Origin of the sequence: Schaalia sp. 19OD2882, from assembly GCF_018986735.1 — a bacterium.
Classification (GTDB): domain Bacteria; phylum Actinomycetota; class Actinomycetes; order Actinomycetales; family Actinomycetaceae; genus Pauljensenia.
In genome coordinates this window covers 2,013,977-2,037,585 of record NZ_CP065521.1, presented here as the reverse complement: position 1 = coordinate 2,037,585, position 23,609 = coordinate 2,013,977, and the positions used below count along the sequence as shown (strand labels likewise).

General features: G+C 68.8%; 18 protein-coding genes. 9 read left to right on the top strand and 9 right to left on the bottom strand.

Features of this window, described 5'->3' with window-relative positions; translation table 11 throughout:
* Positions 1-67 precede the first annotated feature (67 nt).
* Positions 68-769: a transaldolase family protein gene (locus I6B53_RS08865; RefSeq protein ID WP_216763880.1), complete on the top strand. Its 702-nt coding sequence runs from the start codon at positions 68-70 to the stop codon at positions 767-769.
* Between the two features lie 30 nt (positions 770-799).
* Here the strand turns inward: I6B53_RS08865 and I6B53_RS08860 are convergent, their stop codons facing one another.
* Complete coding sequence (locus I6B53_RS08860) at positions 800-1,531, bottom strand: exonuclease domain-containing protein (protein WP_216763879.1); 732 nt, start codon at positions 1,529-1,531, stop codon at positions 800-802.
* Between the two features lie 51 nt (positions 1,532-1,582).
* Here I6B53_RS08860 and I6B53_RS08855 point away from each other — a divergent pair, with 51 nt between their 5' ends.
* The 3 genes from I6B53_RS08855 (at position 1,583) to I6B53_RS08845 (ending at position 6,464) form a co-directional block, all read left to right on the top strand.
* On the top strand, positions 1,583-2,707 hold the full coding sequence (locus I6B53_RS08855; protein ID WP_216763878.1) for a GuaB3 family IMP dehydrogenase-related protein: 1,125 nt from the start codon (positions 1,583-1,585) through the stop codon (positions 2,705-2,707).
* Between the two features lies 1 nt (position 2,708).
* Complete coding sequence (locus I6B53_RS08850; protein WP_216763877.1) at positions 2,709-3,344, top strand: hypothetical protein; 636 nt, start codon at positions 2,709-2,711, stop codon at positions 3,342-3,344.
* Between the two features lie 180 nt (positions 3,345-3,524).
* On the top strand, positions 3,525-6,464 hold the full coding sequence (locus tag I6B53_RS08845) for a CshA/CshB family fibrillar adhesin-related protein (protein ID WP_367880381.1): 2,940 nt from the start codon (positions 3,525-3,527) through the stop codon (positions 6,462-6,464).
* 12 nt (positions 6,465-6,476) lie between these two features.
* Here I6B53_RS08845 and I6B53_RS08840 read toward each other — a convergent pair whose 3' ends face one another.
* The 5 genes from I6B53_RS08840 to I6B53_RS08820 form a co-directional block, all read right to left on the bottom strand.
* Complete coding sequence (locus I6B53_RS08840) at positions 6,477-7,244, bottom strand: ABC transporter ATP-binding protein (protein WP_253953843.1); 768 nt, start codon at positions 7,242-7,244, stop codon at positions 6,477-6,479.
* 20 nt (positions 7,245-7,264) lie between these two features.
* Complete coding sequence (locus tag I6B53_RS08835) at positions 7,265-9,673, bottom strand: FtsX-like permease family protein (protein WP_216763875.1); 2,409 nt, start codon at positions 9,671-9,673, stop codon at positions 7,265-7,267.
* A 124-nt stretch (positions 9,674-9,797) separates the two neighbouring features.
* Positions 9,798-11,129, bottom strand: coding sequence for a HAMP domain-containing sensor histidine kinase (locus I6B53_RS08830; protein ID WP_216763874.1), 1,332 nt, complete (start codon positions 11,127-11,129; stop codon positions 9,798-9,800).
* Positions 11,126-11,851, bottom strand: a complete 726-nt coding sequence (locus I6B53_RS08825; protein ID WP_216763873.1) for a response regulator transcription factor — start codon at positions 11,849-11,851, stop codon at positions 11,126-11,128. The genes I6B53_RS08830 and I6B53_RS08825 overlap by 4 nt, the downstream gene beginning before the upstream one ends.
* A 55-nt stretch (positions 11,852-11,906) precedes the next feature.
* On the bottom strand, positions 11,907-13,577 hold the full coding sequence (locus tag I6B53_RS08820; protein ID WP_301554133.1) for a fumarate hydratase: 1,671 nt from the start codon (positions 13,575-13,577) through the stop codon (positions 11,907-11,909).
* A gap of 326 nt (positions 13,578-13,903) precedes the next feature.
* On the opposite strand from I6B53_RS08820, the gene I6B53_RS08815 reads away from it, so the two are divergent.
* From I6B53_RS08815 to I6B53_RS08800, 4 genes are all read left to right on the top strand, one after another.
* Positions 13,904-15,220: an MFS transporter gene (locus tag I6B53_RS08815; RefSeq protein ID WP_216763872.1), complete on the top strand. Its 1,317-nt coding sequence runs from the start codon at positions 13,904-13,906 to the stop codon at positions 15,218-15,220.
* A gap of 117 nt (positions 15,221-15,337) precedes the next feature.
* Positions 15,338-16,225 (top strand): class I SAM-dependent methyltransferase, encoded by an 888-nt coding sequence (locus I6B53_RS08810; RefSeq protein ID WP_216763871.1) that lies wholly within the window; start codon positions 15,338-15,340, stop codon positions 16,223-16,225.
* A gap of 1 nt (position 16,226) precedes the next feature.
* A complete protein-coding gene (locus tag I6B53_RS08805) occupies positions 16,227-16,598 on the top strand; it encodes a cupin domain-containing protein (RefSeq protein ID WP_216763870.1) in 372 nt (123 codons plus the stop codon).
* Positions 16,599-16,653: 55 nt separating this feature from the next.
* Positions 16,654-17,139, top strand: coding sequence for a DUF456 domain-containing protein (locus tag I6B53_RS08800; RefSeq protein WP_216763869.1), 486 nt, complete (start codon positions 16,654-16,656; stop codon positions 17,137-17,139).
* Positions 17,140-17,149: 10 nt separating this feature from the next.
* Here the strand turns inward: I6B53_RS08800 and I6B53_RS08795 are convergent, their stop codons facing one another.
* The 3 genes from I6B53_RS08795 to I6B53_RS08785 are packed head-to-tail and all read right to left on the bottom strand — an operon-like array spanning position 17,150 to position 20,927.
* On the bottom strand, positions 17,150-18,412 hold the full coding sequence (locus I6B53_RS08795; protein WP_216763868.1) for an alpha-amylase family protein: 1,263 nt from the start codon (positions 18,410-18,412) through the stop codon (positions 17,150-17,152).
* Positions 18,409-18,801: a hypothetical protein gene (locus tag I6B53_RS08790; protein WP_216763867.1), complete on the bottom strand. Its 393-nt coding sequence runs from the start codon at positions 18,799-18,801 to the stop codon at positions 18,409-18,411. The genes I6B53_RS08795 and I6B53_RS08790 overlap by 4 nt, the downstream gene beginning before the upstream one ends.
* Positions 18,798-20,927 (bottom strand): NAD(+) synthase, encoded by a 2,130-nt coding sequence (locus tag I6B53_RS08785; RefSeq protein WP_216763866.1) that lies wholly within the window; start codon positions 20,925-20,927, stop codon positions 18,798-18,800. The genes I6B53_RS08790 and I6B53_RS08785 overlap by 4 nt, the downstream gene beginning before the upstream one ends.
* Before the next feature lie 386 nt (positions 20,928-21,313).
* Here I6B53_RS08785 and I6B53_RS08780 point away from each other — a divergent pair, with 386 nt between their 5' ends.
* Positions 21,314-23,578 carry a bifunctional UDP-sugar hydrolase/5'-nucleotidase gene (locus I6B53_RS08780; protein ID WP_216763865.1) on the top strand — a complete coding sequence of 755 codons (2,265 nt, stop codon included), beginning with the start codon at positions 21,314-21,316 and terminating at the stop codon, positions 23,576-23,578.
* The last annotated feature ends 31 nt before the right edge of the window (positions 23,579-23,609 follow it).

The following is a 23,609-nucleotide window of genomic DNA, read 5'->3' as shown; positions in this document are numbered from 1 at the left end:
TGTGAGGGATCTCCTAGAATGTCCAGGAAGCGTCCGCTGAGGACGCACTGACGAAGGACGCCATCCCATGCTCATCCTCATCGACCATGCCGACCCCGCCGCCATCGAGGACACCCTGTCCTACCTGCCGGTGGACGGGGTGACGACGAATCCGACGATCCTGGCCCGCCACGGCGGCAACCCCTTGGCGACCCTCAAACGCATCAAGGAGATCCTGCCCTACGGTTCCCAGCTGCACGCCCAGCTGGTGTCCACCCGCACCGAAGACATGGTCAAGGAGGCCGCCGCCCTGCGGGAGGTCCTCGGTGAGGCGATCTTCGTCAAGGTGCCCGTGACGCGCCAGGGTTATGCGGCGATGCCGCTGCTCAAGCAGCGCGGATTCCTCATCACCGCCACCGGCATCCACTCCGCCATGCAGGGGTTCATGGCGGCCAAGGCCGGGTGCCGTTACATCGCCCCCTACGTCAACCGCATGGACAACTTCGGCATCTCCGGCGTGCGCGTGGCCGAGGACATGCACAAGATGCTGCGCACCCAGGGCATCCAGGCGGACGTCCTTGCGGCCTCCTTCAAGAATTCCGAGCAGGTCCTGGAACTGGTGCGCGCCGGAATCGGCGCCATCACCGCCGCCCCGGACGTCCTGGCGCACCTGGTGGGCAATCCGGCCACCGAGATGGCCATTGCCGAGCAGAACCAGGACTTCGCCCAGCTCATCGGGTCCTCAAAGACCTGGGCGGAGCTGGTCGAGGACGAGAACTTCCCGGACTGAGCAGACCCGGGGTCCACCCCGGGCCCGCCTTCAGGCCAGGGGCCACTGGCGGGCGATGGCCTCGTCCTTGCCCTTGGAGCGCAGGAACGCCTCGAAGTCCTCGGCCCAGGCGGCATGGGCCTGCTCTTGGAAGGTGTGCAGGTCCTCGCAGGTCAGCCCCGAGAGCTCACGCGGATGCGCCTTGAGCATCCCCGCCAGCACGTCCAGGGTCATCGCCACGTCGACCTCCGCCGTGTGGGCGTTCTGGTCCGGGGTGACCCCGTAGACGGGCGCCATGTCCGTCAGCGTGCGCTTGCCCTTGCGCCAGCGGTCGACCTTGCGGTCCAGGACCAGGGGGTCCACCACGGGACGCGGCTGGTGGCCCAGACGATCGCTGAGGGTGGCCAGGCCGTGGCGCGCCAACTCCGACTCCACCAAGGTGATGTCGTATGCGCCGTTGAAGACGACCACGGGGAAGCCGCGGCGCCAGTGGTCCACCAGGGTCACGGCAAGTTCCTCCAGGACGGCCACCACCGGGCGCCCGTGTTCACGGGCGTACTCGGTGGAGATGCCGTGGACCCGGGTGGCCCGCTCCGGGATGGGCACCCCCGGGTCCGCCAGCCACGTGCGAACGAGGTCGGGGCCCGTGGGGGCGGCGCCTGCGCGGCGAAGGACCAGGGCGGCGGTGACCAGGCGGTCCTGGTGGGCGTCCACACCCGTGGTCTCGGTGTCGAAGCCCAGCCAGGGAACGTCGGTCCAAATGGGGGAAGGATTCGTCGTCATGCCTCCAGTGTCGCGCACCCCACCCACATGTGGCGTCGATAGGATCTGGGGGTGAGCAACGAAGTGGAGATCGGGCGCGGCAAGAGAGGCCGCCGCGCCTACACGCTGGACGACATCGCCCTGGTGCCCGCCCGACGCACGCGCGACCCCGAAGACGTCAGCGTCGGCTGGCAGATCGACGCCCATCACGTCGACATCCCCGTCATGGCCGCCCCCATGGACTCCGTCATGAGCCCGGCCACCGCCATCGAATTCGGCAAACTCGGCGGCATCGGCGTCCTGGACCTGGACGGCCTGTGGACCCGTTACGAGGACCCGACCCCTCTCCTGGAGGAGGTCTCCCACCTGGGAGGGGAGGAATCCATCCCCTTCCTCCAGCGCGTGTACTCCGAACCCATCAAACCCGAGCTCATCACCGCGCGCCTGGCCCAGATCCGACAGGCCGGCGTGGTCGTCGCGGGCAAACTCTCTCCCCAACGCACCCAGAAGTACTGGCGGCACGTGGTGGATGCGGGCGTGGACCTGTTCGTCATCCGTGGCACCACGGTCTCGGCCGAACACGTGTCCTCGCGAGCCGAACCCCTCAACCTCAAGCGCTTCATCTACGAATTGGACGTGCCCGTCATCGTCGGAGGGGTGTCCACGACCACCGCCGCACTGCACCTCATGCGCACCGGGGCCGCCGGCATCCTCGTGGGTTTTGGAGGCGGGGCCGCACACTCCACGCGCCAGTCCCTGGGCGTGCACGCGCCCATGGCCACCGCCATCGCGGACGTGGCCGCCGCCAGACGTGACTACATGGACGAATCCGGCGGACGCTACGTCCATGTCATCGCCGACGGCGGCATCGGCCGATCCGGAGACCTCGCACGCGCCATCGCCTGCGGCGCGGACGCGGTGATGCTCGGCGCAGCCCTTGCCCGCGCCGAAGAGGCCCCGGGCCGCGGGTGGCACTGGGGGTCGGAGGCCACCCACCCGGACATGCCGCGCGGCCAACGGGTCGAGGTGGGCACCACCGGCACCCTGCGCGAGATCCTCCACGGTCCCTCGACCCGCGCCGACGGCTCCTTGAACTTCGTCGGCGCCCTCAGACGCGCCATGGCCTCCACCGGCTACTCCGAGGTCAAGGACCTCCAACGGGTCGAGGTCGTCGTCAGTCCCTACCGTCCCAGCTGAAGTGGAGATCACCGTGCCCTGGTGGGAGATCATCGGATGGGCGGGCTCGGTCCTGGTGGTCCTGAGCCTGGTCGTGCCCAGTGTGCGCAAGTTCCGTGCGCTCAACCTGACCGGAAGCCTCATCGCGACCGTGTACAACGTCGTCTTCGGCATCTGGCCGTATGCTGCGATGAACGCCGTCATCGCCCTCATCGACGTCCACTGGCTGTGGCGCCTGCACCGCCAGGGCGAACGCCACTACTCGGTGTGCCCGGTCGGGGCCGACTCGGCGCTGGTCGCGCGATTCGTCGAACGTCACCGCCAGGGCATCGCCGGGGCGCACCCGGGTTTCGCCTCCGAGTCGCTGGCGGGCACATGCGCCTACCTGACCCTGTGTGACGACGAAGTCATCGGCCTGTTCATCCTTCGCGTGGACCGGGGCGGGCAGGGGCGTGTCCTCCTGGACTACGTCACCGACCGTTTCCGCGACCTCACCCCGGGAAAGGTCCTCTACGCAGATGCGCAGATCCGCGCCGGCGGACTCGACAGGCTCACCGTCGATCCGACCTCGGTGACGGACACGGACTATTTCCGCACGCAGGGTTTCGTCGAGGCCGATGGGCTCCTTGTGCGGACCTTCGAGGCGGCGGCGCAGTAGGGCGCGTCCATTCGTGTCAGAACTCTGACACAGGACTCTGATACAGGGCATCGTCCCTGCTCACAGCCGTGCTGCGTCGAATGCGGGCACCTGGCGCCCGCGGACCCTTGCCCCACGGGGCTACGGTGAGCGGACAACCATCTGCGCCAGTGCGCCTTCCCCCATCCAGGAGTATCTTCCGTGTCCACCCCTCCGACCGCGTCCACCAAGCGAATCGATCGGAACCGACGCATGCGACGTTTCCTCGTCGGCATGTGTGCGGCCTCCGTACTCGCCCTCCCGTGGATCGCCTCGCCCACCCATGCCGAAGACGCGCCCGTCCTGGACGCCGTCTTCGCCACCGGAGGAAGCGGACGCTATGTCGACACCATCCAGTGGCTCCAATGGGCCGACTACTCGGAATTCGCCGGCAAGGCCAAACCGCGCGTGCCCGTCCTCGACTACGGTGCGACCAAGGAGATCAAGAACCGACGCGACCTCGGCGACGCGGGTGTGCTGACCACCTCCTGCACCCTGTCCAACCTCACCTACAAGGGGCACGGTCCGGACGCCGTCGACGCTCAGGCCAAGGGACCCTTGGTCGCCACCGTCCCCGGAACGTGGGCCGGGGACGGCCTCGACAATCTCTACAACGTCAACGGCCCCGGACAATGGGTCGACGGCAGCGCCACCTGGCACCCGGGGCTCACCTACCCGACCGACTACGTCAACAACAACCAGATGGTCATCGGCCTGGCCAACGGCTACGCCTACAACGGCACGAATGCACTGGACGGCAAGCCGTGGGGAACTCCGGGATCCGACCCGACCCCCACCGGCTACACCTCCCGCGTGAGTGTCGACTACGCGTGCTCCGCCGAATTGCGCACCCCCCAAGGGGTAGTCCTGCCCGTGCCGATCAAGGGCCTGGTCTTCGCCGATGCGGAAGCCTCCTCGCGCAGGTACGGAATCAAGTCCTGGGCCGACACCCCTCGCCAGGACGAGTGGGTCTCGGCCAGTACGACCGACCCCGTCACATGGCGCGTCCTGGACACCCTGCGTTCGCACGACTGCATCTCGAAGACCACCGGCAAGCAGGTGACCACCACCGTCGACCTCGAAGACGGGGGCCGTACCGCCCGCCTCATGCCCTCCGACGAGGAGTGCGTCTACCAGAAGGACGCCAACGGGACCGCCGGCCAGTACGAGCGCCCCAATGGGCTGGGCGGACCGGATGTCGTCATGCTCATGGAAGGGGCGACGAAGGCCACCGTCACCCTGCAGGGCTCCGGCTACTCGGCAGTGGCCCTGGGTCTCATAGTCGCCACGGACTTCGGCGACGCCCCCAAGAGCTACGGCTACGCCGGCTCCCTCTTCCAGCCCAAGTGGGAGGGCGGCGAGGTCACGTGGGCCGGCGGCACCCCCGGTACCTACGACGGGGCCGACATCCGTTCCACGGACGCTTTCGCGGTCAGCCCTCTGGCCTCCATGCGCCTGGGCGAGGGCGGTCCGCGCCTGGGCGAGATCATCGACGCCGAGGGCTACCAGGACTTCTCCGCCACGGCAAAGGCGGATGACGACAACGCCGTTTTCGACGACGAGGACTCCATCGACACCACCGCGTGGAACCATGGCTACAAGGCGATCCTCACCGCCCTCGGCAAGGTCTACCGACAGCCCGTGCGCTGCTCGGGAGTGGGCAAGGTCGCCGGGTGGATCGACTGGAACAACGACGGACACTTCGACGAAGCCACGGAGAAGAGCGACGAGGTCGCCTGCGCGGCGGGTGGGGCACTCATTTCGTGGACCGTTCCCTCCGAAGTGACGAACACGAAGCGCAGTGTTGATGGTGAGCCGGGCTCCCTGCCCGACTCCTACATGCGTGTGCGCATCACGGATGACAACGGGGGAGTGGGCCAGCGCGCCATCGGCATCACCTCCTCCGGCGAGGTCGAGGACTACAAGGTCTCCATCCGCGTGCCCACCCTGACCCTGGAGAAGAAGGTCGACAACACGTGGGCCGGCGCCCTGGGCCTGGCCCCCGACCAGTGGAGCGTCTCGGCCAAGGGGCCCCGCGCCGACCTCACCTTGAGCGGAGCCGGAAGCACCGGCAACCCGCAGACCGTCGTGCCCGGCAGGTACGACCTGGCTGAAAAGACGACGAATCCGGACGCCGCCGGGTACACGACGGGCACATGGACCTGCGTGTCCACCCCCGGCACCGTGGCCGACCCGAACTCGCCCTTCTCCTCCACGGTGGGCGCCACGAACGCCGGTGGCGCCGCCACCGCCACCGTGCGCAACGAGGACCGTGTCTCCTGCCGGATCACGAACACCGCCAAGCCGGGTTCGCTGACCTGGGGCAAGGTGGACGAGGACGGAACCACCCGCATCGGCGGCTCGCAGTGGCGTCTGCGCGGCCCCGGCCACCCGGCGGGGCTCCTGGTCGACGACTGCACCCAAGGGCCGTGCACCGGCCCCGACACGGACCCCACCGCAGGCTCCTTCCGCGTCACCAACCTGAAATGGGGGGACTACACCGTGGAGGAGACCCGGGCGCCGATCGGCCACATCCGCTCCGAGGCGTCCTTCGCCTTCACGAGGATCACCGGGCGGGCCCTGGAGGCCACCCTGGTGCCCGCCCAGGGCGTCAAGGACGGCGCCGTGGTGAATGCGCGCATGACCGGCTCGGTCACCTGGTTGAAGGTTGACGCCGACATTCCCTCCAACCGCCTGGCCGGATCGGCCTGGAGCCTCAGCGGCCCGAAGGTGCCTGCGAACACGGTGGTCACCGACTGTGTGAGCGCCCCCTGTGCCGGCGGGCCCTACACCGACCAGGACCCGGCCCCCGGCGTCTTCACCGTCAAGGGCCTCACGTGGAGCCAGGACCCGTACTCCCTGGTCGAGAAGGAAGCGCCCGTCGGCTACGTCCTCGACACGACGCCGCATCCCTTCACGATCGCCAAGGACGCCCTCGAAATCACCTTCTCCGACCCGATCGTGAACGCCAAGACCACCGTCCCGGCGATTCCCCTGACGGGCGGCTCCAGCGCCGACGCCTACCTCATCGCCGGTGGCGCACTGCTGGTCACCGCCGCAGGGGCGGGTGTGGTGGCCAGGAGGAGGCTGGCGCGGGCCTGAGGCGCGTCCGGGTCACCAGCCCATCTCGGTGAGGAAGACCGACAGGGATGTGGTGCGCTCGTCGTCCTCGGCGGCGCCGGCGCGCGGCCCCAGGTCCAGTTCTCCGCGTACCTTCCCGTCGCGCAGGTACAGGATGCGTGAGCCGCGGGCGGCCGAACGAAGGTCGTGGGTGACCATGACGATGGTCTGGCCGCCGGCATTGACCCGTCCCAGCAGGTCCAGGACCATGCCCGAGTACTCGGAGTTCAGCTGGCCGGTGGGCTCGTCCGCGAAGACGACGGCGGGGGAGTTGACCAGGGCGCGGGCGATGCCCACACGCTGCGCCTCGCCGCCGGAGAGCATCGCCGGGAACTTGCCCCACGTGGATTCCTCCACCCCGACAAGGTCCAGAAGCTCCGCGCAGCGCGCGCGTAGCGCCTTGCGGTTGCGCGTCACCAGCAGGCCCACCGCCATGAGGTTGTCGATGACGCTGAGGGAGTCGAGCAGGTGGATCTGCTGGAAGACGAAACCGCAGTGGCGGCGGCGGAACTTCGCGCGACGGTCCTCCGACAGGTTCGAGATCACCGTGCCCGCGAGGCGCACCTGACCCAGCGTCGGGGTGTCCAAGCCGGACAGGGCGTACATGAGGGTCGACTTGCCCGCCCCTGAGGGGCCCATGATGACGGTGAAGGAGCCTTTCTCGATGTCGAGGCCGACATTGCGCAGGACGTGCTGTTGGGTCCCTGAGTGGGAGAAGGTCTTCGAGAGGCTCTCGGTGGTGATGACGGGGGTGGTGGTCATGGGGGTCTCCTTGTCGGCCCTCATTCGCGGGCCATTGATTCGCTGGTCGTGGCGCGCCCGGCCCGGAGTGTGAGGACCTGGATGAGCAGCCACGCAAGGACGAGGACGGAGGCGGGCAGGCCCGCCCACAGCAGCGGGGGCACGTCGACGTCGATTGCAAGTGAGCCGACCCGGCGCAGCAGCAGCCCGACGGCGTCCTCCAGGGTGACAAGGACCAGGGCTGAGCCGATCACCGCACCCAGGGCGACCCAGGGCAGCAGGGTCCACGCGAGTTGGGCGCGCACCTGGCGGCCGGTGAAACCCAGGGCCCGCATGACGTTCATCTGTCGGCGCTGCTCGCGCAGGATCGTTCCCGTCACCAGTGCCACGACCAGGAGGACCGTGACGACGCAGAAGGCCGTGAGAAGGGTGATGGTCGCGGGCACCACGCTCAGGTAGGCGTCCAACATGACGAACATCGATTCGCGGAACTTCGAGGTGGCCAGGTAGTCACTGCCGATGGTGTCCCGGATGCGGTCGATGACCCTGTCGGTGAGGGCGGCGTCGTCGGGGTGGTCGAGGTGGACGGCCAAGGAGTTCGCAAGGATCTTCGGGTCGATCCGCTTCGCCCCGTCGATGGTGACGTAGGCGAAGTTGCCGAGTTGGCGCCCTCCGCTGGCCACGCCTGTGACCAGGAAGGAGACCTGTGTGTCGTCGGTCGCCACGGTCAGGGAGTCCCCGACCTGGATCCCGGTCCGATCGGCCGCGGCCACACCGATGACGATCTCATCAGCGCTGCGCGGGTAGCGTCCGATGCGCACCGGGCGCGTGCGGAACTGGCTGTCCGAGTCCGCAGCGACGACGGCGGCCTCGCGCCCCTCGATCCGGGGGAAGAGCGTCGTCTTCGGGTAGGCGTGGACCACCCCGTCGAGGGCCTCGACTTGTGCTTCGAAACGCGAGGCGTCCGTTCCGGGGCGGGTGTGGACGGTGAGGTCCTCGATCTCGCCTCCGATGATCGCCAGCGTGGTGTCCTTGTCGCCGAGGAGCGCATTCCCCAGACCCAGGATGAGGCCGGCCGCCAGTGTGGCCAAGGTGAGGGTGGAGACCACCATGAGGCAGCGACGCGGGGAGTGCAGCGCGCGCCCCACCCCCATGAGCAGCGACAACGGCCCGGGCGTGGCAGACAGGGGAAGAAGGGAACGCGTGAAGGAATGGTCCGCCTCTCCGCCCCGCAGGGCCTCGACGGTACCGCGCCGGCGCAGGCGACGCACTCCTGACGCACAGGTGACGAGGACGACCAGCCCCACCGCCGCGGCTCCCGGCACCACCGAGAGCGGGGTGAAGGTCGGCGTCCACGTGGTCCCCGACTGGGCGGCGAGAAGCTGGACCAGGGCCGGCAACACCGCGTAGGAGGCCAGGCCGCCGATCACACTGGAAACGAGGGCGACCAAGGTGAATGCCACGGTGAGGGAGCGGGTCGCCTGCGCCGAGGTGTAGCCGAAGGCCCGCAGGGTTCCCAGGGAGCGCAGATCCTGGGCGATGATCGACCGCAGCGTCGATCGGGTGGTCAATGTGGCCACCAGGGTGATGAGCACTGCGGCGAAGACGAGGATTCCCGACAGGATCCCGGTGGACAGGGCCTTGCCGCGCAGGACGGACTCGTGTTCGACGCTCAGGGAGAAGGACGAGACGGGGTCCGTCGGATCGCCGACCTCGTGCCCGACCGTCGCATTCGCCTCCGCGGCCGCGTCGGGGGAGGATCCGGTGACTTCGCTCTGCCAGGCGCGATGGACGCCCACAATGGCCCCCGACGTGGCCGCCTCCGCGCCCTCGTCCGCGCGGGCGGGGGCACCGGCCCGCCACGCGGCGGTGAAGGCCGAGGGTTCCAGGCCCAGGAAGAAGTAGTTGATGCCGGCCACACCCGAGTACGAGTCCTGGAAGAAGCCGCGGATGTGGAAGGTCGTGTTGGCGCGACTGGTCCGCACGAGGATCGGGTCGCCCAAGGCGTAGTGGCCGCCGATGCGCAGTTGGTCGGGCACCCACACGGGGTTGTCCAGGTCGGCGCGGGTCTCGGCGGTGACCGAGGCGTGGGTGAGTCGGCCGCGGGCGCGGAAGTCGTGGAAGACGGCGACTCCTTCGAGGGTGTGCTCGCCGGCGTCGATGCGCACCTGGTCGACGAGGACCGGGGTGACCTCCGCCTGGGTGACGCCGGGCTGTGCTTCGAGTCTGGCGGTGATCCGGTCGGCCGTCAGGGACGAGGGGAAGATGGCCAGGGAGTCGGCGGTGTGCCACTGCTGGCCGAGGAGGCGCGCGTGCTGCGGGTATTGGACCAGGAGCAGCGTCGAGATGCTTCCGAGGAACCCCGCCAGGGCGGCGAGGACCGCCACGGCGAGGACGAGCGCCGGGTGCCTGCGCAGGTCGCGGCGGGCGAGCAGAGGTGTGGGTCCCATGGGGCCTCCTTTCGACGCCTCCCACGCTAGGGCGTGGGTGCTGACGCGCCGGCAACCGAATCCTGACGATTCTCCGACGATGTGCAGCGGGTTCCACGGCGGCGGGCTCGGGCGGTGGCCCCAGTCAGGCCAGTGGCACGAGGAGGGTGACGACGAAACCCCCGTCCTCCCCGCGCGAAGCGGTCAGTGCCCCGCCCATGCGTTCCATGAGGGTCGCTGCTGTGTGCAGGCCCAGGCCCTGGCCGGGCGTGCCGACCGCGTTCGAGCCGCGGGCGCCGCGGGCGAGGAGCAGTTGCGGATCCTCGGCCGGCGGATCCGAACCGTGGTCGGCAAGGGTGAGTTCCAGGAACCCTTCACCCGGCAGGACTCGCGCGCCCACCTCCACGGGCGTGCCGGCGTACTTGCGGGCATTGGTCGCCGCATTGCCCACCACCTGGGCGAAACGTGCGGGGTCCAGCCTGACGAGGACCTCGGGCAGGGGCGGGCAGCGTACAAGACCCTCAGGGTCGACCTCTGCCAGAATGGCCGCGATGCGCGTGGTCGGAAGTTCCTCGACGCAGACGGCAAGGCGCGGCTCTTCCACCGCGTGTTCGCGCACGAGGTCCGTCACCAGGGCGTCGATCCTCCCGGCCTGCGCGGCAATGAGGGCGAGGCGCCGGTCCTGCGAGTGGTCCGTGGTGGTGGCGGCGACGAGCTCCGCGGTGGTGGTGATGGTGGACATGGGAGTGCGGATGTCGTGGCCGATGTCCGCCACGAGTTGCTCCTTCGAGTCGCGGATGCGGTCCTCGCGTTGGCGGGCCTCACGCAGTTCGCGGCGCATGAGGTCGAAGGATTCCGACCATGCGCCGAAGGCGTGGGAGCGGTCCATGGGCAAGGCGGTGTCCAGATTCCCGCCGGCCACGTCGCGGGCGAAGACCCGTAGGCGGTGGAAGGGGGCGATGAGCCGCCGGTGCACGAGGGCCAGGGTTGCGGCCGTCGTGGCCAGGGCTGCGGCGATGACGCCGGTGGCGATCCCGGCGACCCGGGTGCGCTGGGCGCGCAGGGTTTCGTTGGCACCGTCGTCCACCCACACCATGCCGACCAGGTGCCCGTCGACCAGTACGGGGGCGGTGAGGACCCGGTTTCCGGCGCCTCGGGCCAGAAGCTCGATGGGGTTCACTGCCGACTGGGAGGCGCCTGCCCGGGCCGCCCTCGTCGAGTCGGCATCCGCCCGGCGCCCGGCGACGAGCCGCACCTGGGCGTCGCCGCCGACCACGCCGACCTCGGCGTCCACGTCGGCGAAGTCCGCGGCGTCCAGGTCACGCCAGTGGTCGGCGGCCGTGTGGGCCACGTGGTTGAGCAGGGCGGCGTCGGGGCGCGGCAGGGGAGCCAGGGCCACGGCCCACACGAGGACGATGCCGAGCGCGGCAACTGCCGCCACGACCGCCGCCGTCCGCGCGATCCACGAGGTCCTCACGAGGACGCCTCGAAAAGGTAGCCGCGGCCCCACACGGTGCGCACGTGGACCGGATTGTCCGGGTCGGCCTCGATCCGGGTGCGCAGTCGACGCACGTGGACGGTCAGTGTCCCCTCACTGGTGAAGGGGTCGTCCCACACGGCGTCGATGATCTGCTGTTTGGAGCACACCCGGCCCTGGTTGCGCGCCAGGTGGTCGAGGATGCGGTGCTCGATGGTGGTCAGGTGCACCTCGGCGCCGTCGACCCACGTGCGTCCGGCCTCCAGGTCGATGCGCAGGCGGCCGTCGTCGATGATGGGCGCAGCCTCCTGCGCAGCGCCCGGCGGCACGGGGGCCTGTGGCGCGGAGCGCCCGGTGCGCTCCAGGGCGCGGCGGACCTTCGCCACGAGCACCTGGGGTGAGAAGGGCTTGGGCAGGTAGTCGTCGGCGCCGAGCTCCAGGCCGAGGATCTGGTCGGCCTCCGTGGTTCGGGCTGACAGGAAGAGGACCACGACCCCGGGGTGGCGGGTCTTCAGCTGCGAACACAGGGCGAAGCCGCTCATTCCGGGCAATCCCACGTCGACCAGGACGACGCGCGCCCCGCTCTCCTCGAAGGCCGCCATCGCTTCCTCGGCGTCGGTGACGTGCTGCACTGTGATGCCGAAGGCGTACAGGTAGTCGACCGTCGATTGCGCGAGATCGACCTCGTCCTCGACGAGAAGGACATCCACTGCAGTGCTCATGCAGGCAGTCTCCCACGCCCCCACACCTGCGGGTCCGGTGTGGGGGCGCAGGGGCTCACAGGCCCGGGCGCTTGCCGATCGTCAGGGTGACCTCCTGGGTGCCGGCGAAGAAGTCATTGCCCTTGTCGTCCACGACGATGAAGGCCGGGAAGTCCTCGATCTCGATCTTCCACACGGCCTCCATGCCGAGCTCCGGGTACTCCAGCAACTCGACCTTCTTGATGCAGTTCGCGGCCAGCTCGGCGGCCGGGCCGCCGATGGAGCCCAGGTAGAAGCCGCCGTGCTTCCGGCACGCGTCCGTGACCTGCTTGGAGCGGTTGCCCTTGGCCACCATGATCATCGACCCTCCCAAGGCTTGGAACTGGTCGACGTAGGAGTCCATGCGACCGGCGGTGGTCGGTCCGAAGGAGCCCGAGGGCATGCCCTCGGGAGTCTTGGCCGGGCCCGCGTAGTACACCGGGTGGTCCAGCATGTACTGCGGCATGGGTTCACCGCTTTCGATGCGCTCGCGGATCTTCGCGTGGGCGATGTCGCGTGCCACGATCATCGTGCCGTTGAGGGCAAGACGGGTCTTGACCGGGTACTTGGACAGCTCCGCGAGGATCTCCGACATGGGCCGGTTCAGGTCGATGGACACCGCGCCGGTGTCCTCACCCAGTTCCTCGGGTGAAGTGGCGGGCAGGAAGCGGCCGGGGTTCGTGTCGAGCTTTTCCAGGAAGACGCCCTCGGGGGTGATCTTCGCCTTGGCCTGACGGTCGGCAGAGCAGGACACGGCGATCGCCACCGGCAGCGAGGCGCCGTGGCGGGGCAGGCGCACCACGCGCACGTCGTGGCAGAAGTACTTGCCGCCGAACTGGGCGCCGATGCCCATCTGACGGGTGAGCTCCAGGACCTGCTCCTCCATCTCGACGTCACGGAAACCGTGCGCCTTCTCGGAGCCCTGGGTGGGCAGGGAGTCCAAGTAGTGCGCCGAAGCGTACTTCGCGGTCTTGAGCGCGTACTCGGCGCTGGTGCCGCCGATGACGATGGCCAGGTGGTACGGCGGGCACGCGGCCGTGCCGAGTGAACGGATCTTCTCCTCCAGGAACTGCATCATGTGTTCGGGATCGAGGATCGCCTTGGTCATCTGGTACAGGTAGGACTTGTTGGCGCTGCCGCCCCCCTTGGCCATGAACAGGAAACTGTACTCGGTTTCGTGACCCGGGTGGGTGTCGGCGTAGACCTCGACCTGTGCAGGCAGGTTGCACCCGGTGTTGCGCTCCTCGTACATGGAGATGGGGGCGTTCTGCGAGTAGCGCAGGTTGAGTTCGGTGTAGGCGTCGTAGACGCCGTGGGACAGGGGACGCTCGTCGACGCCCTCGGTGATGATGCGCTGGCCGCGTTCACCCTTGATGACGGCCGTGCCGGTGTCCTGGCACATGGGCAGCACTCCGGCGGAGGCGACGTTCGCGTTGCGCAGCAGGTCCAGTGCGACGAACTTGTCGTTTGCGGAGGCCTGCGGGTCGTCGAGGATCTTCGCGAGCTGCTCCAGGTGGGCGGTGCGCAGGAAGTAGGAGATGTCGTGGTAGGCCTCGCGGGCCAGGGTCCGCAGCGCCTCGGGGGCGACCTTGAGGTACGTCGTGCCGTCGGGGCCTTCGACGGTGCTCACGCCTTCTGTGGTGATGAGGCGGTACTCGGTCGTGTCCTCCCCGTGGGGGAGCATGTCCTCGTAGAAGAACTCGGTCACGGTGTGGCTCCTTCGCGTCTTGGCAAGATCTCGCCCCGAGCGTATTTGACCGCAGGGCGATGACGGTTGGGACCCGTGGTCCCGGCGGGCAGCGGGAGGGCGACAGGGTCGTGCACCTGCACAGATTTCGGCGAGATTGCGCGCTTGTGCGGGTGTGGATCCGCGGGGGACGAGGGCGGGGCGGCGATCGGGCGGCAGGTTGTGGACGCCTGGACTGCCGTCGCGAGATCCTCTTTTCGCCAGAGGAACGTCAGGTTAATGCGCCGGACCACGGACTCGGCCGACCGTTAGGATTCCTCAGGTCCGCCCCGCGTCAAGGAGGCCCTGTGGAATCCCGAGAATTGCGACGCCAGGTCATTCGCGCCCGATGGGCCGTCTTCGTGCTCTTCGTCACCAACGGCGCGTTCTTCGCCAATGTCGTGCCGCGCTATCCGGAGGTCAAGGACATCTTCGGCTTGGGGGACACCGCATACGGGGTGACCATCGCCATGTCCGCAACGGGTTCGCTCCTGCTGGGGCCGCTGGCGGTCACGGTCATGAGGCGATTCGCCTCGGCGCGCACCGCGGTCCTGGGAACCATCGGCATCGGGACCATGCTCACCATGGTCGGGCTGCTCACCACGTGGCGCCAGTCGATGGGGGACCGGCCCGGCACCATGGGGCTGCTGGCGTTGCTGCTCTTCGGCGCGACCTTCTTCGTGGCCGGCGGCATGGACGCCATCACCGACGTCGGTCAGAACGCGCATGGCCTGCGCGTCCAGCGACTGCTGGGGCGCCCCGTCATCAACTCCTTCCACGGTGGCTGGTCCGTGGGGGCCATGACCGGCGGCGTGATGGGCAGTGTCGCCGTGGGACTTGGGATCCCCTTCGGCTGGCACCTGACCGGCGCCGCGCTGGTCATCGTTGCAGTGGGCGTCATCTGCCTGCGCTTCACCCTTGCGGGCAGGGACCCGGAGCCCGGACAGCCCGATCCTCTGCTCGACGGGGCAGGTGCCGGGACCGGGGCGCCCTTGCCCTCTGGGGCCGGGCAGGAGGCCGTCCTGCGCGTCCGCACCCTGCCCTGGCGACCCGCCCTGGTCATTGCGGCACTGACTGTGCTGGCGGTCTCGTGCATGTTGGTCGAGGACGTGGGCGCAACGTGGTCCGCCCTGTACATGCGCGACTTCCTGCACGTGGCCCCCGGCGCCGTGGGCCTTGCATACGTGGCCCTGCTGGCGTCCCAGACGATCGGGCGTCTGACCGCGGACTGGCAGATGTCGAAGCTCGGAGCGCGCCGCACCGTCTTGCTGGGGGTGGTCCTGATCCTCCTCGGGGCGATCCTGGCCGTCACCGTCCACGCCCCGTGGTCGACGATTCTCGGCATGGGGTTGGCCGGATTCGGCTGCGCACCGCTGGTCCCCATCGCCTACAACGCGGCCGACGACGTGCCCGGCCTGCGCCCGGGGGTGGGGCTGACCATCGTCACATGGCTCTGCCGCATCGCCCCCTTGGCGGGCCCGCCCCTGGTCGGGCTGGTGGTCGAGCACACGAGTCTGCTGGCCGCCGTCATGGTCCTGCCCTTTGCGGGGATCATCGGTCTGGCTGCCGGCCGGGTCATCGCCCGGGAAGTGACGGCGGACGAGGGCGAGGCCGCGCACCCGTGACAGGGGTGGGCACGACCTGTGGTGCGAAGCATTGACCAAATCTCTGAGGTAAGGCTAACCTGACCCGTGCTGGCCGGTCTTCGCCGCCAGAACACCCACGACCTCAGGAGACGCCCCATGTCGGCCTCGACGCAATCGGACGCCCAGGACGCCGCTGACCAGGACGCCGCCGAGCGCGACACGCCGACGCAGCGTCCGCGCACCCCCTTCGCCGACAGGCCCACCGCCAGCGCCCCCGGACACTGGGTCCTGGCCCGCATGGGCAAGAAGGTCCTGCGCCCCGGCGGAGCCGAACTCTCCCGACGCATGCTCGACCACGCGGGGCTGGCCGGCGCCGACGTCGTCGAATTCGCGCCGGGCCTGGGACACACCGCCGCCCAGGTCATGGCCGCAGCCCCGGCCTCGTACACGGGAGTGGACGCCGACCCCGAGGCCGTGCGGACCGTCTCGGCGGTGGTCGGCCCGGCCGGGACGGTCCGCCACGGGGACGCCGCGGCCACCGGGCTGCCCGACGCATGCGCCGACGTGGTCATCGGCGAAGCAATGCTCACCATGCAGGGCGAGGCCGCCAAGAAGGCCATCATCGGCGAAGCCGCCCGCCTGTTGCGCCCCGGCGGTCGCTACGTCATCCACGAACTGGCCGTCACCCCCGATGACATCGACCCCGCAGTGCACACCGAGATCCGCAAGGCCCTGGCTCGCGCCATCCACGTCAACGCCCGCCCACTGACCCCCGCTCAGTGGGCCGAGACGCTCCAGGAGGCCGGCCTCGTCGTCGAATGGACCGACACCGCCCCCATGGCCCTGTTGGACGCACGCCGCAACCTCGCCGACGAGGGCCCGGTCCGGATGCTGCGCATCATGTGGAACCTGCTGCGCGACGGCCAGATGCGCTCGCGTGTGATGGCCATGCGACGTACCTTCAAGGAACACGAGAAGAACATGTGTGGTGTCGCTCTGGTTGCCCGCCGCCCGCATGGTGAATCCGAACCACAGGAGGACTGACATGTCCGTGTCCGAGGACCCGCAGACCGCCACGCCGCGGCCCGTCATGACCGTCGTCGAGGACCTGGCCTCCATGATCTCGGTCAACGAGGGCGCCACGGTCAGCCGCACCGTCATGCACTGCGAGAACATGCGGCTGGTCCTGTTCAGCTTCGACACGGGAGAGTTCTTGTCGGAGCACACTGCCGCCATGCCCGTCATCCTGCAGACCTTGCAGGGGGCCCTGGAGATCGAGGCCGACGGGCGCGCCGTCGTCCTTCGTCCGGGCGATGTCATGCACTTCGGGACCCGCCTGCCGCACGCCGTGCGCGCACTGGAGCCCTCCAAGCTGGCCCTGTTCATGTTGGATCCGCGCGAGCGCGCCAAGGGCTGAGACCTTCGAGGAGGATTCCTCCGTCGGCAATGCCCCGGAGCGCAGAATTGAGACCATGGAGTACACCATCGTCGTGGACGTTGCCGTGGGGCTGGCCATCCTCGTCGGCATCGTCGGGGCCGTCATCCAAGTCATTCCCTCCAGCCCGGTCATCGGCGGTGCCGTCCTGGTCTGGGCGCTTCTCACGCGAAGCGGGCCGGCGTGGGGCGTCTTCGTCGCAGTCCTGGTGGTCCTGCTGGCCGGGACGGTGCTGAAGATCCTGGTTCCGGGCAAGAGGCTGGCCGCCTCCGGAGTGCCGAACACCACGCTGGTCATTGCGGGCCTGGCGGCCGTCGCCGGCTGGTTCGTCCTGCCGGTGGTCGGCATCCTCGCCTTCCCGGTGGTCCTCCACCTCATGGAATGGCGGCGGCTCGGGGAACACCGACAGGCCGTGGGCTCCACCGTGGCGACCCTGAAAACTGTGGGCCTGTCCATCCTCATCGAGTTGGCTGCGGCCCTGGTGGCCGCCTCCATCTGGCTGGTGAGTCTGTTCTTCGTGTGAGGCTCGACTGTCAGCCGCGCAGACTCCACAGGCAGGTCCCGCCCTCGTCCTCGATCCGGACGTCCGGGCAGGTCGACACGTCCAGGTGGACTGTGAGGCGTGCACTGTCATCGGCCGCCACGGCCATGTAGGTCATGCGTTCATTCGACAACTCCACAGTGCACGTGCGCGCCGAATGCAACCACGGGTGGCGCCTGCGCAACCCGATGAGATCCTGGTGGGCGCGCAGCACGCGGGTGCCCTCGGGCGTGAGGCGGGCCAGCTCCGAGGGCAGGGCCGGCAGAGCCGGACGGATCGCGTCGTCCCCACCGAGCCGTTCCTCCTTGACGCCGAGCAGGCCGACCTCGTCCCCCGACCAGATCGACGGGACGCCACCGACCGTCATGAGGACGGAAAGGGCCACCAGCGCCCCCTCCACGCCCACGCGTGAGGTGACGCGGGTGACATCGTGGTTGCCGACGAAGGTCTGCGGGACGAAATGCTCCAGGAACGCGTTGTGGCGGCCCAGCGCGTGGTCCAACTCGAAGAAGTTCCAGTCCAGCACCGAGGACCACATGGCTTTCCACAACTCGTACTGGGTCAGGGAATCAATTCCGGAGGACTCGACGAAGTCCGGGTAATCGCCGTGGATCACCTCGCCGAGGAACCACGCCTGTGGGAAGCGTTCACGCACCCCGGCACCGTCGAGGACCCGGCGCCAAAAGTCCGGGGACACGCTGTAGGCGGCGTCCAGGCGCCACCCGTCGATGCCGCGCTCCAACCAGTGGGTCATCACCCGGGCAGTCAGGTCCACCGCCGCCTGGCGGCCGTGGTCCAGACGCACAAGAGCCTCGTGCCCCTCGAAGACGGGGAGGCGGGGCGCCTGCGGGTCGGAACGGTCCACATGGAACAGGGCGTCGGCCGGGGAGCCCGGGCCCCCATCCAAGGCCTGGCGAAGAAGCGGGTGATCGCGTCCCACGTGCGAGAACACCCCGTCCAGGAGGATGCGTACCCCACGCTGGCGGCAGGCCTCCACCAGGGCGTCGAAGTCCGCGTCGTCGCCCAGGCGCGGGTCGATGCGGAAGTGGTCCAGCGTGTCGTAGCCGTGCGAGGTCGACTGGAAGAGCGGTCCGAGCAGCAGCCCGTTGCACCCCAGGGCGACGAGGTGGTCGATCCAGGGGATGAGGGTGCCAAGACGCGGGGTCGGTGTGCGGTCGCCACCGCGGATCGGGGCGCCGGTGGCACTCAGTGGATACACGTGCCACCAGATTGCGTGCTCGGTCCAAGCGGTCATGATTCCTCCTCGTGAGCCACGCGATCTGCAGCAGAGCCTCCAGCGGCCCCCGCCACCAGCCACAGGGCGACGACGACCACTGCGCCGGAGCCCAGCAGTGGGTGAAGCACGGTGGTCCCGTCCGCCACGCCGATCAGAGCGCCCACACCCGTGAGCAGGACCCCCGCCAAGTGGACAAGGGCGACAGCGGCCCCCAGCAGGAGGATCGGCGCCGCAGCCCGGTGCCCCACCGCCCAGGCCTCGGGGCAGGCGCGCACGCGACGGTCGCGAAGACCCGCCCTCGACCCGAAGGGCAAGGTGCCCTTCCATCCCTTCAGGCCGACACCGCCCAAGACCCACGCGGCCGCTCCGAACAGGGCCAGGCCGGAAAGGACGAGAACAGCGGTCATCCTGCAGACTCCTCACCTTCGTCACCGGCAGGAACCCCGGAACCGGGCACACCCGCCACGGCCCTGGTCAGTTCGGCGACCCAGGCCCTGCCCGACACGTCCGAAGGCATCCGCCAGTCACCTCGCGGCGACAGGGAACCGCCCGCCATGACCTTCGGGCCATTGGGCAGGGTCGAACGCTTGAACTGCTGAGTGAAGAAACGTTCGAGGAACAGCATCTCCCACCGGACGATCTCCTCCAACGAGTAGGCGACCTTCTCGGCCTCCGGGAAACCCGCCGGCCATGCGCCCCGGCTCACGTCACCCCAGGCGTGCCAGGCCAGGAAAGCGATCTTCGAAGGGCGCGAGCCGCGACGCAGCACGTGGTGCAAGGTGAAGTCCTGCAGGTTGTAGGGCCCGATCCTGTCCTGCGTGGACTGCATCTTGGCCCCCTCGGCCACCGGGACCAGCTCCGGGGAGATCTCCTGGTCCAGGACCGACAACAGCACGGAGCCGACCTCGTCGGAGAACTGGCCGGAAGAGACCACCCACCGGATGAGGTGCTGGATCATCGTCTTGGGGACACCGGCATTGACCCCGTAGTGGGCCATGTGGTCGCCCACGCCGAAAGTGCACCAACCCAGCGCCAACTCCGACAGGTCGCCGGTGCCCAGGACGATGCCGCCGTGGTGGTTGGCCAAGCGGAAGAGGTAGTCGGTGCGCAGACCCGCCTGGACGTTCTCGAAAGTCACGTCGTACAGGTTTGCCCCGGCCGCGTAGGGGTGCTTCATGTCGGCCAGCATCTGGCGGGCCGCCGGACGGATGTCGATCTCCTCGAAAGAGACGCCCAGGCGGGTCGACAACTCGCGTGCGTTGTTCTTCGTCACCTCCGAGGTGGCGAATCCCGGCATCGTGTATGTGAGGATGTCCGTACGGGGCCGACCCAGCCGGTCCATGGCCTTGGCGGCGACGATGAGGGCGTGGGTGGAGTCCAAGCCGCCCGAGACCCCCAGGACGACCTTCGGATTGCCAATGGCCTTCAGGCGCTGGACCAGACCCGTGACCTGGATGTTGTAGGCCTCGTAGCAGTCCTGCTCCAGGGCCGCCGGGTCGTCCGGGACGAAGGGGAAACGGTCCACGCGGCGCGCCAGCCCCAGGTCCGTGTGCGGCGGGTCCAGCCTGAAGTGCACCCGGTCCACCGCCGACAGGAAGCGGTTCTCCGAGACGTCGACGCCCCGCAGGACATTGTCCCTGTTGTCCAGGAAAGAGCCTTGGCGTGCGCGTTCGGTGAGCAGGCGGTCCAGGTCCACGTCGGCCACGGTGACCTGGCGGCCCTCACGGAAACGCTGGCCCCGGGCCAGCAGGTCCCCGGCCTCGTGGATGAGGCTCTGCCCGTCCCACGCCAAGTCCGTGGAGGACTCGCCGAAACCCGCCGCCGTGTACACGTAGGCGCAGCCCAGACGTGCCGAGGCCGAACGGGTCATGAGCTCCCGCTCCGAGGCCCGCCCCACCGTCACCGGAGAGGCCGACAGGTTGACGACCACCGTGGCGCCCTCCAGGGCCATGGCCGAGGACGGGGTGACGGGCACCCACATGTCCTCGCAGATCTCGATGGCCACGACCAGCCCCGGCACGTCCTCGGCCTCCAGCAGGACGGGACCGAAGCCGGGGCACACCGGCCCCTCGGAACACCAGCGGGAGGCGTCCACGACGAAGGGAGCGTCCTGGCCGGGGGCGGCGAAGTGGCGCTTCTCGTAGAACTCCCGATAGGTCGGCAAATGCGTCTTGGGGACCACTGCCAGGACCTTGCCCCGGTGGATGGCCAGTGCGCAGTTGTACAGGCGCCCCCCGGCACGCACAGGCGCGCCCACGACCAGCAGGGGCATCAGGTCGACGCTGGCACCCACCACGGCGCCGATGGCCGCGTCGACCTCGTCCAGCAGCACGTCCTGGAGCAGCAGGTCCTCGATGGAGTAGCCCGACAGGCACAACTCCGGGAAGACGGCGACGGCCACGGCCTTGTCGTGGCACTCCTTCGCCGCCTCGATGACCTCGCGGGCGTTGTCGGCCGGGACGGCCGGGTGGACGGGCACGGTGACCGCGGCGACGCGGGCGAAACCTTGGTCGTAGAGGGAGTGGAAGTTCACGGGTCCTTCCTGAGGACGTGGGTGGCGCTGATGTGGTCGCCGTGCCGGCGGCCCATCCATTGTGCCCGCCATTGCGCGTGTGTGCCAGCTCTCGCACGAGAGCGGGCGCTGTTCCTGCCGGGGCCGTTCCACGGAATCGCTGACCTCGCACTCCTCTCGGGTGCACAATGTGGGTCCGCAGGTCCTCGGCCTGTGATTGATAATCGGTCGCCACACCGAGATGATGGGTGTCGCAGGAGAGCCGACCGCATGTCGACGACCACGGGAGTCCGTCTGAACGGGTACGGAAGGCCAGGCCACTCGCCCTCACGTCGGCGAAGACCGGTCCTCCTGCGCGCCCTGGTCGCCGGGGGAGGGCGACACCATCAACGAAGATCGGAGAATTGATGAAGGACACCACACGACGTCCAATCCTCGCCGCAGGGGCGGCCCTGGCCATGGTGCTCACCCAGGGGGTGGCCTTGGCGGCCCCCGCGCCGGACGGGGCCCAGAGCCAGGAGCCCGTCTCCTCGCTCGTGACCCTCGACCTGTACAACCTCACCGACGTCCACGGACACATCGAGCAGGTGTCCAAGAAGGGAGTCGTCCGCGAGGCGGGTCTTCCCGCGATGAACTGCTACCTCAAGCAGGCCCGGGCCGCCAACCCGAACTCCTCCTTCACGCTCTTGGGCGACAACATCGGGGCCTCCCCCTACACCTCGGGCTCCCTGAAGGACAACCCGACGATCGCAGCCCTCAACACGCTCTCGCCGCTGGCCTCCACCATCGGCAACCATGAACTCGACCTGGGCCAAGCCGTGTTCAAACAACGAGTCGACGGCTCCAACCCCGGTGAATTCGTGCAGGTCGGATTCCCCTACCTCGGCGCCAACATCGACGGCATGGGCTCCTGGTCGAATGCGGGGGTGCAGACCCCCTACCTGGGCGACTACAAGGTGTGGGCCTCCCCCTCGGGTGTGAAGGTCGCCTTCATCGGCGCGATCGCCGAGGACGTGCCCTACAAGCTCAGCCCCGGGACCACGGCGGGACTGACCTTCTCGGATCCGCTCGCCAAGATCGATTCCCTTGCCAAGGCCATCAAGGACTCGGGCGAGGCCCAGGTCGTCATCGCCATGCTCGACGATGACGTGAAGAACAACTATCCGAAGGTCAGTGAGCACGTCGACGGCATCATGGGAGGCGACACCCACGTCCCCTACGAATTCGACCACGTCGACTCCGCGGAGACCCTCGCCTCGAAGAACCCGCTGCTCGCGGGCGTCGCCTCGGGCTCCTACACCGACAACCTGGGCCTCATCCGCATTTCCTACGACACCGACGAACACAAGGTCGTCTCGGCCGACACCCAGCTGATCCCCGCGGCCAAGGTCGCCGAATGCGGCACCGACCCGCAGACCCAGGCGGTGGTCGACAAGGCGGTCGCCGACTCGCAGGAGGCCGGCAAGGCCGTCGTGGGAACCGGGTACACCCAGTCCTTCCGACGCGGTGTCTTCACCACGCCCTCGGGAGCCACCGACCCCGGCTCGAACCGTGGGATCGAGTCGAGTCTCGGAGACTTCGTGGCCGACGCCATGAAGGAGATGATCCTCGTCGATGGCGGCACCCCTGTTGACATCGGCATCATCAACGCCGGAGGCCTGCGCGACGACCTCGTCCCGAATGAGGACGGGACCATCACCTATGCACAGTCCTACTCGGTCATGCCCTTCTCGAATGAGCTCGGCCATGTCTCCATCACCGGAGCGAACTTCAAGAAGGCTCTCGAACAGCAGTGGAAGACCGACCTGAACTCGCAGAACTCGCGTCCCCTGCTCAAACTCGGCATCTCCTCCAATGTGCGCTACACCTATGACCCGGCCAGGCCCTACGGCGAGCGCATCACCTCCATCATGATCAACGACGAGCCCCTCGACCCGGCCAAGACCTACACCGTCGGCTCGGTGACCTTCCTGTTGGAGGGCGGAGACTCCTTCGACGCCCTCACCTCGGGCGGGCCGGCCAAGACCAATGGCAACCTGGATCGCGACAAGTTCAACGAGTTCCTCGCCGCGCACTCCGGCGCCGCGCCCCGTGCCGCCAAGGCGGCGATCGGCGTGACCCTCCCAGAAGGCAGCGTCCACGGAGCCACGGTGCCGGTCGAACTCCGAGGACTGTCCTTCTCCGAAGGCCCCTCCATCACCAAACATGTCAAGGTCGCCTTGGGCGGGGCTTCAGGACGGGCCGAAGTCGACAACTCCCTGGTGGATGAGCACGCCTCCGACGAGGCCGCGGTCATCACCACCGACGGGGCCGGCCGCGCGCACCTCGATCTCCAGGTCAAGGTCGGTTCCCTGTGCTCGGGCAAGTCCGAGGGCGACCTCGTCCGCCTCCCCCTCACGGTCGAGACCGACTTCGCGCAGGTCGTGACCGCGAACCAGGGCATTGGTGTGGACGTGGCGTGCCCCAAGGCTCAAGCACCCGGGCCCGCCGAACCACGTGAGCCCGGCACCCCCGCCCCGGCGCCCCGTTCCGGGCCTTCGCACGAGGGCGTGAAGCCCCCGTCGTCCCAGGACAAGCTCGCCCGAACGGGCGGACCCGTGTGGGGTCTGGGCGTCATTGCGGCGGCGCTCGCCCTCCTGGGTGGTGCGCTCGTGATGCGCAAGAACGCCTGATCGCTTGAAGCGCCGAGGCGGCGGAGCCCAC